Origin of the sequence: Kitasatospora sp. NPDC051170 (genome assembly GCF_044455705.1) — a bacterium.
Taxonomy (GTDB): domain Bacteria; phylum Actinomycetota; class Actinomycetes; order Streptomycetales; family Streptomycetaceae; genus Kitasatospora.
This window is the reverse complement of the sequence record NZ_JBITFA010000027.1, coordinates 56,855-73,025: the sequence shown is the minus strand read 5'-3', so window position 1 is coordinate 73,025 and position 16,171 is coordinate 56,855. Positions and strand designations below refer to the sequence as shown.

The following is a 16,171-nucleotide window of genomic DNA, read 5'->3' as shown; positions in this document are numbered from 1 at the left end:
GTTGACTTTTGGCACGCTGTTGAGTTCTCAAGGAACGGACGCTTCCTTCGAGCCGCCTTCCAGCGGGCCCTCCGGGCGCTTCGTTCTTTCGTGTTACCAGCTTATCAGATGTTTTCCGCTCCGTTTTCCGGAGTTTCATTCATCCGATTTCCCGAACTGGCCGGGGCCGCTTTTCGCGACGTTCACCACGTTAGCGCATTCCGGGATTTTCCCGAAATTCACGCTCACCCCGGTTGACGGGAACGCCAACGAGACCCATCTGCATGGGCTGTCGAGTAGTGAGAGTGATTCGCGCTGAGTGTGGTGACCGCTCCAGCGACTCGTTCAACACTAGGCCACCTGGAGGACATCGTCAAACGCCGAGGGCCGGATCTGTCCAGATCCGGCCCTCGACCCCCAGAACCGCAGCTCAGGGGACATGCACTTTCAGCCAGCCACTCGGCCGGCCGATCCGCCGGCTACTCAGCCGGCCTGCGTCAGCTCCGCCGCCGCCAGGTTGCGCTTGCCGCGGCGCAGCACGAGCCAGCGGCCGTGCAGCAGGTCGGCCTCGGTCGGCACCGCCTCCTCGTCCGTCACCTTGACGTTGTTGAGGTAGGCACCGCCTTCCTTGATCGTGCGGCGGGCGGCCGAGCGGCTCGGCGCCAGGCCGACGGCGACCAGCAGGTCGACCACGGACTGGAGTTCGGTCACCTCGGCCTTGGGCACCTCGGCCAGGGCGGCGGCCAGGGTGGGGGCTTCCAGGTCGGAGAGCTCTCCCTGGCCGAACAGCGCCTTGGACGCGGCGACCGCGCGCTCGTACTGCTCGGCGCCGTGCACGAGGGTGGTGAGCTCCTCCGCGAGGGCGCGCTGTGCGAGGCGGGCGGCGGGGCGCTCGGCGGTCTCGCGCTCCAGCTCCTCGATCTCCTCCTTCGAGCGGAAGCTGAAGATCCGCAGGAAGTTGGAGACGTCACGGTCGTCCGCGTTCAGCCAGAACTGGTAGAAGGCGTACGGGGTGGTCAGCTCGGGGTCGAGCCAGACGGTGCCGGACTCGGTCTTGCCGAACTTGGTGCCGTCGGCCTTGACGATCAGCGGCGTGGCCAGCGCGTGGACGCCCTTGCCGTCGGCCTTGCGGATCAGGTCCGTGCCGGCGGTGAGGTTGCCCCACTGGTCGCTGCCGCCGGTCTGCAGGGTGCAGCCGTAGCGGCGGTTCAGCTCCAGGTAGTCCATGCCCTGGAGGATCTGGTAGCTGAACTCGGTGTAGCTGATGCCCGCGTCGGAGTTGAGCCGTCGGGCGACGGCCTCCTTGGCGATCATGTTGTTCACGCGGAAGTACTTGCCCACGTCGCGCAGCAGGCCGATGGCCGACATCCCGGAGGTCCAGTCCAGGTTGTTGACCATGCGCGCCGCGTACGGGCCCTCGAAGTCGAGGAAGCGCGAGATCTGGCCGCGCAGGCGCTCGACCCAGCCGGCCACGGTCTCGGGGTCGTTGAGCACGCGCTCGGCGGTGGGCTTCGGGTCCCCGATCAGGCCGGTGGCGCCGCCGACCAGGCCGAGCGGGAGGTTCCCCGCCTGCTGGATGCGGCGCATGGTGAGGATCTGCACCAGGTTGCCGAGGTGCAGGCTGGGGGCCGTCGGGTCGAAGCCGCAATAGAACGTGACCGGGCCATCCGCGAACGCCTTGCGCAGTGCGTCCTCGTCGGTGGACAGGGCGATCAGCCCACGCCACCGCAGCTCGTCGACGATGTCCGTCACGGTCACGCTTCTCCTTCGATCGGGCGTCCGCCCGTTTCCGGCCCGATTCGTCCGCGGGCCCCGGGTCGGTTCGACTCCAGCCTGATAGAGCCTACGCGGTTCCGGCCAGCGAGTTTTCCCCGAGGGCGCCCTTCCAGGGACGGGCGTGCGCGACCGTGCGCGCCCTCTCCGCGACCCGAGCGCCCCTGCGAGCTCCTGCCCGATACCGGAAATTCCGTTGTTCGTCGGCTGCGTGCCCGGTCAGAGTGGTTTCGCCGCCGCGCGGCGGCAGTGACGTGTGTGGAGACGGTCGTGCCACCCTGGCACGCCCGTGGGAAGGGTGTGCCGAGTGCGCAACACGCTGGTTCTGAACGCGAGCTACGAGCCCCTGACGACGGTGTCGCTCCAGCGTGCCGTCGTCCTGGTGCTCCAGGACAAGGCAGTGGTGGAGCAGGCGCATCCGTTGCGCTCGATCCGGGGTACGGGCGTCAGTGTCCCGGTTCCTCGGGTGATCAGACTGCAGAGGTACGTGAGGGTGCCGTTCCGACAACAGGCCCCGTGGTCGAGGCGGGGTGTCCTGGCCCGGGACCAGCACCTGTGCGCGTACTGCGGGCGGCGGGCCACCACGGTGGACCACCTGCACCCGAAGTCCCGCGGTGGCGAGGACAGTTGGATGAACACGGTGGCCGCCTGCGCGGAGGACAACCAGCGCAAGGCCGACCGTACGCCCGAGCAGGCCGGGATGCGGCTGCTGCGCCGGCCGTTCGTGCCGACGCCGCAGGCGACGCTGATGCTGGCGCTGGGCCTGCGCGGCTCGGAGGCCAGGGAGCTCGCCGACTGGCTGCCGGCCGTACCGGGCCGCCCGGAGAGCGTCCCGGCCGCCTGACGGAACGGAACCGGGCTCAGCCCTTGGCCTGGTAGCCCGCCGCCGTACCGAAGTTGCCCGAGTGCTCGGGCACCACGACCACCTGCCCACCGCCGATCAGCACCCGTCCGGAGACCAGCAGCGAGCCGGTCCCGGCCGGGAAGTTCCCGCCGGTCGACTCCTGGCCGCCGGCCATCGGGAACCTGCTGAGGTGGGCGGGCTGGTCGCGGCGCTCGTCCACGGCGAGCAGCACCGCGCCGCCGTCCAGGCCGACCACCCGGCCGGCTCCCTTGGCGCCGGTCGCCGCCTTCCAGCGCTGCTTGCCGGTGTCCAGGTCGTACCCGGCCACGGACACCGGTCCGCCGCCGGTCGGAGCGAGGGCGGCGACGAGGGTGCGGTCCTGGAAGAACACCTCGGGCGTGGCCGAGAAGGTGCCGTGGGCGACAGCCAGTCGGCCTCCGTCCGCCGTCACCGGGATCTCGGCGGCCGGGTCCCCGTTCGCCCCCCAGGCGAACACCCGGTCGTCCTCGGGCTTGGCGCCGGTGGTGAGGACGACGGCGGGCTCGGCCGAGAGCACGGTGACGGTCTTCGGCTGGTTGTTCAGGCCCCGCCACCAACTCACCTTGCCATCGGCCGTGTTGAGGGCGACGGCCTGGTCGGCGGGGGTCGAGTCGGCGCAGGAGGAGGCGACCATCACGGTCTTCCCGGTGACGCCGCCGGAGAGCGTGCAGAACTTGCCCTGCCCGGTGTACTGCCAGACGTCCTTGCCGTCCGCCGACTCCCAGGCGATCGCCCGGTCGTCGCCGACCGCGATCACCTTGTCCTCGGTGACGCCGACCCGCGCGCCGTACGCGCCCTTGGCGTCCGAGACGGCCTTCGTCCAGACGGTCTTGCCGGTCTTGGTGTCCACGGCCGCGACCAGCGTGCACGGGCTCTTCGGGTCGGCCTGCGGCCGGAAGAGCGCCGCGCCGAGACCGGCCTGGTTCACGCCCGCCGACAGCCCGCAGGGGACGGCCCCGGCGGCCGGCGGCTCCACCGACCAGGTGGGCTTTCCGGCCGTACGGTCGTAGGCGTGCACGCCGGAGGCGTCGGCCCGCACCACCGCGTCGGGCAGCAGCCAGCTGCCGACCAGGGTGTCGTCGGCGCCCGGCTGGACGGCAGCCGCGGGCTGCGCGGCCCAGACCCGGGAGTGCGCCACCGAGAAGCCCGGCTCGCCGCCGCTGTCGGCCGCGGCGCTGCCGCCGTCACCCTCGATGCCGACCATCAGCCCGGCCGCGACCAGCACCGCGAGCGCGCCGGCGCCGGCGCCCGCGCGCACCAGCAGCGCGCGGCGGCTGGGCACGTGGTCCCCGGCCAGCACCTTGTCGCGGGCCGCCTTGGCCCGGTCCGCGAGCGAGCCTCCTGAAGCCCCCGGAGCCCCCGCGGCCCCCTTCGCCCCCTTGGCCCCGCGCCGGGCGGCGGCCCGGGAGGACGCGACGACGGGCTCCTCCACCGCGGCGGTTTCCTCGGCGGCCTCCTCGACGGCGGCCTCGGCCGGCTCCTCGGCGAGCTGCACGTACCCGTCCGTCGAGTACGCGGCCCCCTCCGGGACGTAGATCCCGTCCTCCGGCGACTCGTACGCCGGGTACACCTGCTGCTGCCCGTGGTCCTGGTACGCCGGGTACCCCTGGTACGGCTCCTGGACGTACCCGCCCTCGGCGTACCCCGTCGGGCCGTACCCGCCGCCCTGCTGCTCCTCGTACCCGCCCTGCCCGTACGGGGGCACGGCCTGCCCGTACGCGTCCCAGCCCGGCTGCTGCTGGTGCTGCTCGTGCTGCTGGTAGGCGGCCCAGTCCTGCTGCGGCTGTTCCTGCGGGTACCAGGGCTGCTGCTGCCCGGCGTGGGCGTCTCCGAAGGGCTCCTGCGCCATCCGTTCCGTCCCTCCGCGCCGAGGCGTCCTGCCGATCCTGCCGATTGCGGCAGTCAGCATCTCACGCCCGGCCGAAAACGGACCCTCCGGCCTTCAGATCGGTCGGCGGGTGGGGCCGGCCGGCCTCAGGAGGTCGCGGACTCGGCGCCCAGGGCATCGTCGATGCGCGCGGCCATGGCGAAGTCCAGGGAGGTGAGGCCGCCGGCGCTGTGGGTGGACAGGACGAAGCGCAGGGTGCGCCAGCGGATGTCGATGTCGGGGTGGTGGTCGAGCGCCTCGGCCTGTTCGGCGACGGCGACGACGACCCGGATCGCCGCCGGGAAGTCGGGGGCGTCGGCGCTGCGGGCGATGCTCCCGCCCTCGCGCGTCCACTGCGGCAGGGCCGTCAGCGCCGCCGTGATCTCGTCCTCGCTCAGCCGGTCCCTGGTGCCCATCGATTCGCTCCCGTTGCCGTGGTCGGACGTGGCGTGGCCATCATCGCCCGGGTTCAGCTCAGCAGCAGCTTGGTGACGGCCACCAGGCCGACCACCACGATCACCCCGCGCAGCACCAGCGGCGACAGCCTGCGGCCGACCTTCGCGCCGAGCAGCCCGCCGGCCAGCGAGCCGACCGCGATCAGCCCGGCCGCCGTCCAGTTCACCGTCGCGGTGAACAGGAAGAACAGGGCCGCGACGCCGTTGACGATCATCGCCAGCGCGTTCTTCACCGCGTTGATCCGCTGGAGGTCCTCCTGGAGCAGCATCCCCATCAGCGCGAGCATCAGCACGCCCTGCGCGGCGCCGAAGTAGCCGCCGTAGATACCGGTCAGGAAGATCCCGGCGATCAGCACCCAGCCGCCGTCCGGGTCCCCGTCGGACCGGCGGCGGGCGGCGACGAACTTCGCGACCCTCGGCTGGATCACCACCAGCACCAGCGCGAGCAGGATCAGCGCCGGGACGATCGCGTCGAAGGCACCCTTGGGGAGCTTGGTCAGCAGCACCGCGCCGATCAGTCCGCCGAGCATCGTGGCGATGCCCAGGCGCAGCAGCCGGCGCCCCTGGCCGACCAGTTCGCGGCGGTAGCCGATCACGCCGCTGGCCGAACCGGGCACCAGGCCGAAGGAGTTGGAGACGTTGGCGGTGACCGGCGGGATGCCGACGGCGAGCAGCACCGGGAAGGTGATCAGCGTGCCGGAGCCGACGATCACGTTGATCATCCCGGCGCCGACACCGGCCACCAGGACGGCGACGGCCTCCCAGAGCGTCATGGGTCACCCCTCCTCTTGCCCCTGTCCGTTCCTGCCCGGGGGTGATCATGCCGGACGGGCCCGCGGCCGGACCAGAGCCGGCCGCCATTCGGGACGTACGCCACACCGACGGCACGAACGGGCGGCACGAACGGACGGCGCGAGCGGAAAGCAGGCGCGGAAAGCGCGAGAGCCCGCCGCCGTACACACGGCGGCGGGCCCTCGACGGGCTTCAGCGAACACTCACTGCGGGTCGATCTTCGGGTACTCCCGGGTCGGGTCCACCCGGGGGCGGGCGGCGCCCTTCTCGACGTCCACCGGCCGCGGCCCGGCCGCCGGGTCGATCGGCACCTGGGTGGCCGGGGGCGCGGCCGGCACGCTCGGCGCGGCGACGGCCCCGCCGCCGTACACACCACCGTTGGCGCCGCCGCCGTTGCCCGTCAGGCCGCTGAAGGCGCCGCCGAGGCCCTTGAGCGCGTCGCCGACCTCGCTGGGGATGATCCACAGCTTGTTGGAGTCGCCCTTGGCCAGCTCGGGCAGGGTCTGGAGGTACTGGTAGGCGAGCAGCTTCTGGTCGGCGTCGCCGTCGTGGATGGCCTCGAAGACCGTACGGATCGCGGCCGCCTCACCGTCGGCGCGCAGCACCGCGGCCTGGGCCTCACCCTCGGCCTTGAGCACCTCGGCCTGCTTCTCACCCTCGGCCTTGAGGATCTGCGCCTGGCGCTGGCCCTCGGCGGTGAGGATCGCGGCGCGCTTGTCACGGTCGGCGCGCATCTGCTTCTCCATCGAGTCCTGGATGGAGGTCGGCGGCTCGATGGCCTTGAGCTCGACGCGGTTGACGCGGATGCCCCACTTGCCGGTGGCCTCGTCCAGGACGCCGCGCAGGCCCGCGTTGATGACCTCGCGGGAGGTCAGGGTGGACTCGAGGTCCATCGAGCCGATGATGTTGCGCAGCGTGGTGACGGTGAGCTGCTCGATCGCCTGGATGTAGCTGGCGACCTCGTACGTGGCCGCGCGGGGGTCGGTCACCTGGTAGTAGATGACGGTGTCGATGTTGACGACCAGGTTGTCCTGGGTGATCACCGGCTGCGGCGGGAACGGCACGACCTGCTCGCGCAGGTCGATGCGGTTGCGGACGCGGTCGATGAACGGCACGACGATGTTCAGGCCCGCGTTGAGCGTCCGGGTGTAGCGGCCGAAGCGCTCCACGATCGCGGCGCTGGCCTGAGGGATGACCTGGATCGTGTTGATCAGCGCGATGAAGGCCACCACGACCAGGACGACCAGGACGATAAGGACGGGTTCCACGGACTCTCCCCTAGACGACCAGGGCGGTGGCGCCCTGGATTTCGACGACGTCGACCTGCTGCCCGGGCTCGTAGACCTGGTCCGGGTGGAGCGCGCGGGCCGACCAGATCTCGCCGTTGAGTTTGATCCGGCCGCCCTCCCCGTCGACGGTTTCCGCGACGACCGCGGTGGCGCCCTGGAGCGCCTCGATGCCCATCTTGACGTGCGGGCCCTTCTGCAACTGCCGGTAGGCGATCGGGCGGACGAAGGCCACCATCGCGACCGAGACCACCAGGAAGGAGGCGGTCTGCAGGACCACTCCCCCGCCGAGTGCGGCCACCCCGGAGGCGGCCAGCGCACCGATCGCGAACAGCAGGAATTCGGGCACCGCGGTGAGCACCAGCGGTATGCCGAGCACCCCGGCGATCAAGAGCCAAACGATCCAGCTGTCCACTCGACCATCCTAGGGATCGAAGGGCTTCCGAGGCGGACAGTTCCCGCAGGTCGAGGGGCGGAAACCGGCCGCGCGTGCGACCGGTTCCCACCAGGACGGCGACCAGGCCGGTACGGACTAGCCGAGCGGCAGGCCCTGGGCCGACCAGCGGTCGCCGTGGCGCTCCAGGGTCAGGGGCAGGCCGAAGCACTTGGAGAGGTTGCGGGCGGTCAGCTCGGTGTCGATCGGGCCCGCGGTGAGCACCTTGCCCTGGCGGATCATCAGGACGTGGGTGAAACCGGGGGCGATCTCCTCGACGTGGTGGGTGACCATCGCCATGGCCGGGGCGAACTCGTCCTGGGCGAGGGCACCGAGGCGGCGCACCAGGTCCTCGCGGCCGCCGAGGTCGAGGCCCGCGGCGGGCTCGTCGAGCAGCAGCAGCTCGGGGTCGGTCATCAGGGCGCGGGCGATCAGGGTGCGCTTGCGCTCGCCCTCGGAGAGGGTGCCGAACTTGCGGTCGGTCAGTCCGGCCATGCCCATCCGGTCGAGCAGGGCGAGGGCGCGGCCCTCGTCGGACTGCTCGTAGGTCTCCTGCCAGCTGACGGTCATGCCGTAGGCGGCGGTGAGCACGGTCTGCAGGACGGTCTGCTCGGCGGGCAGCTTGTCGAACATCGAGGCGCCGGCCAGGCCGATGCGCGAGCGCAGCTCGAAGACGTCGATCTCGCCGAGCTTCTCGCCCAGCACCGACACCTTGCCCGAGGTCGGGAACAGGTACGAGGAGGCGATCTGCAGCAGGGTGGTCTTGCCGGCGCCGTTCGGGCCCAGGATGACCCAGCGCTCACCCTCGGAGATGGACCACGAGACCTGGTCGACCAGCGCGCGCCCCTCCCGGACCACGGATACGTCCACCAGCTCCAGCACGTCGCTCATGCCCACGCCTTCCCCAAAACAGAATTCTCGGCCGTCGATGCGGTCGGCCCTCCCGCCCCGGCAGCCGGTGGGCACGGGGTGGGTGCGCCGCACGCGCATGGGCAAACCTACGCCACGCGGATGACCGGCGATTCCGTAGGCTGGCCGGATGCTCGCGACACCTGCCGACAATCCGTACGAAGAGCCCCGTTCGGGGCGGCTGACCGCCTGGGGCAACGCCCTGCTGGCCGGGCTGGTGGCGCCGGACGACGCCGCCGCGGCCGTCCTGGGCGCCGACGAGAACCACCGGGTCACGGGCCTTCCCGGGGACGCGCCCGGTGAACTGCACGCGCTCACCTGGGCGCTGGGCCGCCTGCGGGTGCTGGGGGTGAAGGGCCTGCGTCTGGCGCTGCCCTCCGCCGGGCACCCGCTGGGGCTGACCGGACCGGCGGCGTTCAACGAGCGGGCGATGGGCGCGGGCGAGGCGGTGCTCGCGGTGGGCGTGCCGCTGGGCCTGGTGCCGGAGATCACGGTGTTCGGCCCGGAGGGGGACCGCTCGGCGACGGTGCTGTGGCGCTGCGCCGAGGTCGGCGACACCCCGCCGGCGGACGTGCCCTCGCTGCACGAGGCCGAGCGGGAGCTGGCGGACGGGCTGCGCGAGACGACGCTGCTGCTGACCCGCCTCGACGTGGCGAACGCCGGGTCGGGGGCGCTGCGGGCGCTGGAGACGTACCGCCGCCGCGGGCACGCCGAGCTGCTGGCGCCGGGCTACCCGCCGCGCGCCGTGCGGGTGCTGGAGTCGGCGCGGCAGGTCGCCGCGCTGCTGTCGATCGCCTCGGGCGAGCACGGCGCGGCGGTGAGCGCCTCCGAGATGGCGGCCCGGCAGTCGGCGCTGGCCCCGCTGCGGCGCACCGCGCGCCGGGCGCAGGTGGCCGCGTACAACGCCCTGGTGGACGAGCGCGAGGCGCGTTAGACCTCCTCGCGGGCCTCGCCGTGCCGAACGGCCCAGAGGGCGGCCTGGGTGCGGTCGGCGAGGTCCAGCTTCATCAGGATGTTGGAGACGTGGGTCTTCACCGTCTTCTCCGACAGGTGCAGGCTGCGGGCGATCTCCCGGTTGGAGCGGCCGTCGGCGATGTGGCCGAGCACCTCGCGTTCGCGCTCGGTGAGGGTGCCGCCGCGGCCCTGCGGGGCGCGGGGGCCGTCGTCGGAGAGCAGCGCCTCGGCCAGTTCGGGCTGGAGCAGGACGTGGCCGGCGTGGACGGAGCGGATGGCGCCGGCCAGGGCCTCGGGGTCGACGTCCTTGTAGACGTACCCGGCGGCGCCGGCCCTCAGGGCGGGGACCATCGTGCGGTGCTCGGTGAAGCTGGTGACGATCAGGATGCGGGCCCGGCTGCCCTCGCCCTTGAGGGTGCGCAGGGCCTCGATGCCGTCGACGCCGGGCATCTTGAGGTCCATCAGGACGACGTCGGGGTCGAGTTCGCGGGCGCGGTCGACGCCCTCGGCGCCGTCCGCGGCCTCGCCGACCACCTCGATGTCGTCCTGGACCTCCAGGAAGGTGCGCAGGCCCCTGCGGACCACCTGGTGGTCGTCGACCAGCAGGACGCGGATCGACGGCGTGCTCTCAGGCACCGGGGACCTCCATCTCGACGAGCGTCCCCCGGCCGGGGGCGGATTCCAGGGTGAGCGTGCCGCCGACGGCGGACGCGCGGTCGCGCATCGAGGCGAGGCCGAGGTGGCGGCCGGCCCGGCGCACGGACTCGGGGTCGAAGCCGCGCCCGTCGTCGCGCACCCGCAGGACGGCGCCGCGGCCGGGCGTGCCGGCCAGGGTGACGGTGACGCGGCGGGCGTCGGAGTGGCGCAGCGCGTTGTGCAGGGCCTCCTGGGCGACGCGCAGCAGCGCGGCCTCCTGGGCGGGCGGCAGGGCGCGCACACCGTCGGCGGCGTAGGCGACGTCGGCGGCGTGGGCGCGGTCGAGCAGTTGCACCTGGGAGGCGAGGGTGGCGCTGAGCCCGTCCTCCTCCAGGGCGGCGGGGCGCAGTTCGACGACGACGGCGCGCAGTTCGTCGGCGGCCTCGGCGGCGAGGCGGGCGACCTCGGCGAGTTCGGCGCGGGCGCGGGCCGGGTCGCGGTCGACGAGTTTGGCGGCGGCCTTGGCGGTCAGGCGCAGCGAGAAGAGCTTCTGCGAGACGGCGTCGTGCAGGTCGTGGGCGATGCGGGCGCGTTCGCCGGCGAGGGTGAGTTCGCGGCTGCGCTCGTAGAGGCGGGCGTTGGTGAGGGCGAGGGCGGCGTGGGCGGCGAGGATGCGCAGCAGTTCCTCGTCGTGGTCGGTGAACAGGCCGCCGCCGCGCTTGTTGGCCAGGAAGATGACGCCGGTGACGCGGGGTCCGTCCTCGGAGGCGTCGGAAGCCTCGGAGGTGTCGGAGGTGTCGGTGCCCTCGGAGTCGACGATGGGCATGCCCAGGAAGGCGTCCATCTCGGGGTGGGCCTGCGGCCAGCCGCCGAAGGCGGGGGCCTTGCGGACGTCGGCGAGGCGGGTGGGGCCGGTCTCGTGGAGCATCTTGGCAAGCACGCCGTGCTGGCGCGGCAGCGGGCCGATGGCGCGCCACTGCTCGTCGGTGACGCCGTCGACGACGAACTGGGCGAAGCCGCCGTGGTCGTCGGGCACGCCGAGGGCCGCGTACTCGGCGCCGAGCAGTTCGCGGGCGGAGGCGGTGATGCGGCGCAGCACCTCGCGGACCTCCAGGTGGCGGCTCATCGCGAGCAGGGCCCGGCTGACGGCCTCGATCCCGGCGAGGGGGTCGCAGCCGGGCGGGTGGCCGGGGTCGGGGCGGTGGCCGGGGCGGTCTCCGTCGGTGGTGCTGGGCATACGGCCAAACTACCGCCGTGCTCCGGCGGCCCGCGTCCGTCCCGGGCCGGGCCGGTCGCGGGCCCGTGGACCTAGGTCGCTGGACCCCCATGTGCCACCCCCTCACGGCAAAGGGCGGCTCCCCCCGACGTACGGGGGGAGCCGCCCTCGAAGGCGGACGGGCCGGGTGTCAGCCCTTCTGCATGACCTCGGGCTCGTGCCGGCGCTGGAGCCGGGTGACGAGCATCCCGATGAGGACCGAGATGACGACCAGCGCGCCGGCGTCGACCACCCACTGCAGGACGCTGTGGTCCCAGAGCGGGTCGTACTTCGGGTTCTGGAAGTCCTTGTTCCAGGGCCCCATCATCTTGGACAGGTCGAGCGTGGTGGCGACGATGCCGGTGCCCCAGCGGGCGGGCATCAGCCAGGCGACCTGCTCCAGGCCGGGCTTGCTGAAGATCTGGAAGAGGCAGCCGGTGAAGACGACCTGGACGATGGCGAACATGACCAGCAGCGGCATGGTCTTCTCGGAGGTCTTGACCAGGGCCGAGATCATCAGACCGAACATCATCGCGGTGAAGCTGAGCAGGATCATGCCGATGGTCATCTCGATCAGCGGCGTGTTCTTCACCAGCAGGCCCCCGTGCTCGGGCAGCTTGCGCGGCAGGAAGCCGACGGCGGAGATGATCGCGCCCTGGATCACGCTGAACACGCCCAGCACGATGACCTTGGACATCATGTACGCGGAGCGGGAGAGCCCGGTGGCTCGTTCTCGCTCGTAGATCGCGCGTTCCTTGATGAGTTCGCGTACCGAGTTGGCCGCTCCGGAGAAGCAGGCTCCGATGGCGAGGATCATGAGGATCGTCGCGGCGCCGCTGTTGAGGTGCAGCTGCGTCTTGGGGTTGGGCGCGAGCCCGGCCTCGTTGGGCACGAGGACGCTGACGGCGCCGATGACGGCGGGCAGCAGGACGGACAGGGCGAGGAAGCCCCGGTCGGCGGCGAGCACCGACATGTAGCGGCGCATCAGCGTCCACAGCTGGGAGCCCCAGCTCTGGGGCTTGACCGGCTTGACGGCCTCCTGGGCGACCTGCACGTGCTGCACCGCGTCGCCCGCCTCGACGGTCGGGGCGGAGTACTGCTGGTAGTGCACCGAGCCGCGGTAGCGGCCGGCCCAGTCGTGCTCCGGGTAGTTCTCGAACGCCTGGAAGACGTCGGCCCAGGTCTCGTACCCGAAGAAGTGCAGCGCCTCGTCCGGCGGGCCGAAGTAGGCCACCGAGCCGCCGGGCGCCATGACCAGCAGCCGGTCGCAGAGCGCGAGTTCGGCCACCGAGTGGGTGACGACCAGGATGGTGCGGCCGTCGTCGGCGTCGGCGAGGCTGCGCAGCATCTGCATGACCTCGCGGTCCATGCCCGGGTCGAGGCCGGAGGTGGGCTCGTCCAGGAAGATCAGCGAGGGCTTGGTCAGCAGCTCCAGCGCGACGGAGACGCGCTTCTGCTGGCCGCCGGAGAGCGCGGTGATCCTGTTGTCGGCGCGCTTGTCGAGGCGCAGCTCGTACAGCACCTCGTCGATGCGGGCGTTGCGCTCGGCGGCCTCGGTGTCGCCGGGGAAGCGCAGCTGGGCCGCGTACTTGAGGCCCTTACGGACGGTGAGTTCGCGGTGCAGGATCTCCGACTGCGGCACCAGGCCGATGCGGGAGCGCAGTTCGGCGAACTGCTTGTAGAGGTTGCGGCCGTCGTACAGGACCTCGCCGCGGTCGGCCGGGCGGTAGCCGGTGAGGGCGCGCAGCAGCGTGGACTTGCCGGAGCCTGAGGGGCCGATGACGGCGACCAGGGACTTCTCCGGGACGCCGAAGCTGACGTCGTTGAGGAGGATCTTCTTGCCGCCCTTGTGCTCGACCTCGACGGTCAGGTGGCGGGCGGAGAAGGAGACGGCGCCGGTGTCGACGAACTCCTGGAGCTGGTCCCCGACGAGGACGAAGCTGGAGTGGCCGACGGTCAGGCGGTCCTGCGCGCCGACGAGCTGACGCTGCACCCGCTGGCCGTTGAGGAAGATGCCGTTGTGGCTGCCGAGGTCGACGAACTCGAAGCGGCCGTCGGGCAGCTGGCGCAGCTCGGCGTGGTGGCGGGAGACCTGGAGGTCGGAGACCACGATGTCGTTGTCGAGCGCGCGGCCGATGCGGATGGTGCGCATGGCCGACGTCAGGTTGCGGATGATGGTCGGCTGCGGGCCTCCGCTGCCGCCCACCGGCTGCTGCGGGAACCCCTGGTGCGGGATGCCCGGCGGCGGGAACTGGTCCTGCGGCTGCGGGTAGTTCGGCGGCTGGTAGTGCGGGGCCTGCGGCGTGGGCACGGGCCCGCGGTTGGTGGTGGCCTCGTGCACGGGGACGGCCTGCGGGGCCGCGACCTGGGCGGGGGCGGAGAAGCCGAGCCGGGGGCCGTTCTCCGGGTTGCCCAGGTTGACCACCGCTCCGGGGTACAGCTGGGCCTGGAGGGTGCGGGCCCCGGCGACGTACGTGCCGTTGGTGCTCCCGTGGTCGTCCAGCTGCCAGCCGTTGCCGTTGAAGCTCATGGTCCCGTGCTGCCAGGAGACCCTGGCGTCGTCGAACGTGAAGTCCGACTGCGGGTTGCGCCCGATGGTGTAGGACCGCCCCGGCTCTAGAGTCCGCTGCTGTCCGTTGATCTCGATGACGAGTTGCGGCACTGCTCGCCTGCCCCGCTCTCTCGGTTCCCCCGATTTGGCCCCCGGCCGGGGGTGCGATGTCCTGAAACTGACGGGGGAATCATTCCAGCCTGCGGACCTCGGATGAAAGTCACCCCCGGTGACTGTGACCAGCCTGCTACCCAGCCGGTCGCCTTCACGTCCGCGAGGTGGGACGGGTGCCCTGGGGTCGTCCGCCGACGGGTAGCGTGGGAGGCACCATGAACGCATCGCCCCTGGCCGCTGAGCCCCTCCCCGCCGCCCAGCCCCGGACCGCGGACGAGCGCACCCTGCTCGTCAAGGTGTTCGGCAAGGACCGCCCCGGCATCACCTCCGGCCTCTTCGCGACGCTGGCAGGCTTCGGCGTCGACGTGATCGACATCGAGCAGGTCGTGACCCGAGGCCGCATCACGCTGTGCGCCCTGGTCACCCCGCCGTCCGCGCCCGGTGCCGAGGGGGGCCTGCGGGCCACCGTGCACCGCTGGGCGGACGAGCAGAAGCTCCAGGCCGAGATCCTCTCCGGCATCGGCGACAACCGGCCGCGCCGGGAGGGCCGTTCGCACGTGACGGTGCTCGGCAGCCCGCTGACCTCGGCCGCCGTCTCCGCGCTGACCTCGCGGATCACCGCCTCGGGCGGCAACATCGACCGTGTCTTCCGCCTGGCCAAGTACCCGGTGACGGCCGTGGAGTTGGCCGTCTCCGGTGTGGCGACGGACGAGCTGCGGGCCGAGCTGGCCGCGGAGGCGGCGACCCAGCGGGTGGACGTGGCGGTGGTGTCGGCGGGGCTGGAGCGCCGGGCCAAGCGGCTGGTGGTGATGGACGTGGACTCCACGCTCATCCAGGACGAGGTGATCGAGCTGTTCGCCGCCCACGCGGGCTGCGAGGCGGAGGTCGCCCGGGTGACGGCCTCGGCGATGGCCGGCGAGCTGGACTTCGCCGAGTCGCTGCGGGCCCGGGTGGCACTGCTGGCGGGGCTGGACGCCTCGGTGACCGAAAAGGTGCGCGAGGAGGTCCGCTTCACGCCGGGGGCGCGCACCCTGATCCGTACGCTGCAGCGCCTGGGCTTCCAGGTGGCGGTGGTGTCGGGCGGGTTCACCCAGGTCACCGACCACCTGGTGGAGGAGCTGGGGCTGGACTACGCGGCGGCGAACACCCTGGAGGTGGTGAACGGGAAGTTCACCGGCCGGGTGGTCGGCGAGATCGTGGACCGGGCGGGCAAGGCCCGCTGGCTGGCGCGCTTCGCCGAGCAGGCGAAGGTGCCGCTGTCGCAGACGGTGGCGATCGGCGACGGCGCCAACGACCTGGACATGCTGAACGCGGCGGGCCTGGGAGTGGCGTTCAACGCCAAGCCGGTGGTGCGGGAGGCGGCCGACACGGCGGTGAACGTGCCGTTCCTGGACACGGTGCTCTACGGGGGGGGCAGCCCCGGGGGGTGGGGGGGGGGGGGGGCCCCCGGGGGGGCCCCCCGGGGGGGGTGCGGGGGGGTGCAGCCGCCGGGGGGGGGGGGGGCCGCCCCCCCACGCCCCTCGCTCCGTCAGATCGCTCCGTCAGAGTGCTGCGTCGGATCTCAGTCCTGCGGCGTGTAGTACGAGACCAGCGCGGCCACGCCCGGTTCGACGCCCTTCCAGGAGCCCTCGAAGCTGAGCACGGCGATCGCCGAGGTCGGGAAGCCGCCCAGGCGCAGGCGCTCCAGCGCGTCACGGTCGCCCTCGTCCCCCGCGAGGACCTGGGTCAGGCCGAGCACGCCGGGGTTGTGGCCGACGAGCACCACGTCCGCGTACTCCTCCGGGACCTCCTGGAGGACGGCGATGATCTCGCCCGGGCTGGCCTCGTAGATCCGGTCCTCGTAGACGGTCTTTCGGGTGCGCTTGGGCAGCTCGTGCGCGGCCAGCTTCCAGGTCTCCCGGGTGCGCAGGGCGGTGGAGCAGAGCACGAAGTCGGGGTTGATGCCCGAGTCGACCAGCCAGCGGCCGGCTTCCGGGGCCTGGTGACGGCCCCGGTCGGCCAGCGGCCGCTCGTGGTCGTCCACGCCGTTCGGCCAGTCGGCCTTGGCGTGGCGGAGAACGATGATCCTGCGGGGCGTGTCGGCGCTCATACCCAGCAAGCTTGGCAGAAAAGAGGGCGCTCAGCCCATCGCGGCGGCGACGGAGGCGATGATCGCCACCAGCACCGCGATGCCGGCGAAGGCGAGGGCGATCCGGCCGAGCTGCTTACGGCCGTCGGTGGGGTTCGGGTCGAGAACGGGCATGCCGGGAATTCTCGCACCCCGAACACGCCCGCCCTCGCCCGC

Annotated in this window: 16 protein-coding genes; 4 read left to right on the top strand and 12 right to left on the bottom strand. The window is 72.3% G+C overall.

The genetic code is table 11. The features are described 5' to 3' along the window. Positions 1-298 (top strand): hypothetical protein (locus tag ACIBCA_RS35910; RefSeq protein WP_396287363.1); only part of this gene is annotated, 298 nt, incomplete at its 5' end. Between the two features lie 164 nt (positions 299-462). Here the strand turns inward: ACIBCA_RS35910 and tyrS are convergent. Next, a complete protein-coding gene (tyrS, locus tag ACIBCA_RS35905; RefSeq protein WP_396287367.1) occupies positions 463-1,731 on the bottom strand; it encodes a tyrosine--tRNA ligase in 1,269 nt (422 codons plus the stop codon). A gap of 328 nt (positions 1,732-2,059) precedes the next feature. On the opposite strand from tyrS, the gene ACIBCA_RS35900 reads away from it, so the two are divergent. Beyond that, a complete protein-coding gene (locus ACIBCA_RS35900) occupies positions 2,060-2,596 on the top strand; it encodes an HNH endonuclease (RefSeq protein WP_396287362.1) in 537 nt (178 codons plus the stop codon). 16 nt (positions 2,597-2,612) lie between these two features. Here ACIBCA_RS35900 and ACIBCA_RS35895 read toward each other — a convergent pair whose 3' ends face one another. The 6 genes from ACIBCA_RS35895 to ACIBCA_RS35870 all read right to left on the bottom strand — a co-directional run bounded on the left by ACIBCA_RS35895 (position 2,613) and on the right by ACIBCA_RS35870 (position 8,359). Then, positions 2,613-4,484, bottom strand: a complete 1,872-nt coding sequence (locus tag ACIBCA_RS35895; RefSeq protein WP_396287361.1) for a PQQ-binding-like beta-propeller repeat protein — start codon at positions 4,482-4,484, stop codon at positions 2,613-2,615. A 125-nt stretch (positions 4,485-4,609) separates the two neighbouring features. Then, the gene (locus tag ACIBCA_RS35890) at positions 4,610-4,918 is read right to left on the bottom strand and encodes a 4a-hydroxytetrahydrobiopterin dehydratase (RefSeq protein ID WP_396287360.1); all 309 of its coding nucleotides are present in this window, start codon (positions 4,916-4,918) and stop codon (positions 4,610-4,612) included. 53 nt (positions 4,919-4,971) lie between these two features. Then, positions 4,972-5,730, bottom strand: coding sequence for a sulfite exporter TauE/SafE family protein (locus ACIBCA_RS35885; protein ID WP_396287359.1), 759 nt, complete (start codon positions 5,728-5,730; stop codon positions 4,972-4,974). A 222-nt stretch (positions 5,731-5,952) separates the two neighbouring features. Further along, positions 5,953-7,017 (bottom strand): SPFH domain-containing protein, encoded by a 1,065-nt coding sequence (locus ACIBCA_RS35880; protein WP_396287358.1) that lies wholly within the window; start codon positions 7,015-7,017, stop codon positions 5,953-5,955. Between the two features lie 10 nt (positions 7,018-7,027). Next, positions 7,028-7,450: an NfeD family protein gene (locus ACIBCA_RS35875; RefSeq protein ID WP_396287357.1), complete on the bottom strand. Its 423-nt coding sequence runs from the start codon at positions 7,448-7,450 to the stop codon at positions 7,028-7,030. Between the two features lie 117 nt (positions 7,451-7,567). Then, a complete protein-coding gene (locus ACIBCA_RS35870) occupies positions 7,568-8,359 on the bottom strand; it encodes an ABC transporter ATP-binding protein (RefSeq protein WP_396287356.1) in 792 nt (263 codons plus the stop codon). A gap of 148 nt (positions 8,360-8,507) precedes the next feature. Here ACIBCA_RS35870 and ACIBCA_RS35865 point away from each other — a divergent pair, with 148 nt between their 5' ends. After that, positions 8,508-9,311, top strand: a complete 804-nt coding sequence (locus ACIBCA_RS35865) for a hypothetical protein (RefSeq protein ID WP_396287355.1) — start codon at positions 8,508-8,510, stop codon at positions 9,309-9,311. Here the strand turns inward: ACIBCA_RS35865 and ACIBCA_RS35860 are convergent. The 3 genes from ACIBCA_RS35860 to ACIBCA_RS35850 all read right to left on the bottom strand — a co-directional run bounded on the left by ACIBCA_RS35860 (position 9,308) and on the right by ACIBCA_RS35850 (position 13,884). Beyond that, positions 9,308-9,967: a response regulator gene (locus tag ACIBCA_RS35860; RefSeq protein WP_396287353.1), complete on the bottom strand. Its 660-nt coding sequence runs from the start codon at positions 9,965-9,967 to the stop codon at positions 9,308-9,310. The two genes, ACIBCA_RS35865 and ACIBCA_RS35860, sit on opposite strands and share 4 nt — an antisense overlap. Then, positions 9,960-11,093: a GAF domain-containing sensor histidine kinase gene (locus tag ACIBCA_RS35855; protein ID WP_396287366.1), complete on the bottom strand. Its 1,134-nt coding sequence runs from the start codon at positions 11,091-11,093 to the stop codon at positions 9,960-9,962. Before ACIBCA_RS35855 ends, ACIBCA_RS35860 begins: the two co-directional genes overlap by 8 nt. Before the next feature lie 280 nt (positions 11,094-11,373). Next, entirely contained in the window at positions 11,374-13,884 is a 2,511-nt protein-coding gene (locus ACIBCA_RS35850) for an FHA domain-containing protein (RefSeq protein WP_396287352.1), read from the bottom strand. A gap of 218 nt (positions 13,885-14,102) precedes the next feature. Between ACIBCA_RS35850 and serB the strand changes: the two genes are divergently transcribed. Continuing rightward, complete coding sequence (gene serB / locus ACIBCA_RS35845) at positions 14,103-15,467, top strand: phosphoserine phosphatase SerB (RefSeq protein ID WP_396287351.1); 1,365 nt, start codon at positions 14,103-14,105, stop codon at positions 15,465-15,467. On the opposite strand, the gene ACIBCA_RS35840 is transcribed toward serB, so the two are convergent. Both ACIBCA_RS35840 and ACIBCA_RS35835 read right to left on the bottom strand, forming a co-directional pair. Next, a complete protein-coding gene (locus ACIBCA_RS35840) occupies positions 15,449-15,976 on the bottom strand; it encodes a SixA phosphatase family protein (protein WP_396287350.1) in 528 nt (175 codons plus the stop codon). The two genes, serB and ACIBCA_RS35840, sit on opposite strands and share 19 nt — an antisense overlap. Positions 15,977-16,006: 30 nt before the next feature. Beyond that, the gene (locus ACIBCA_RS35835) at positions 16,007-16,129 is read right to left on the bottom strand and encodes an SGM_5486 family transporter-associated protein (RefSeq protein WP_267884023.1); all 123 of its coding nucleotides are present in this window, start codon (positions 16,127-16,129) and stop codon (positions 16,007-16,009) included. Positions 16,130-16,171 lie beyond the last annotated feature (42 nt).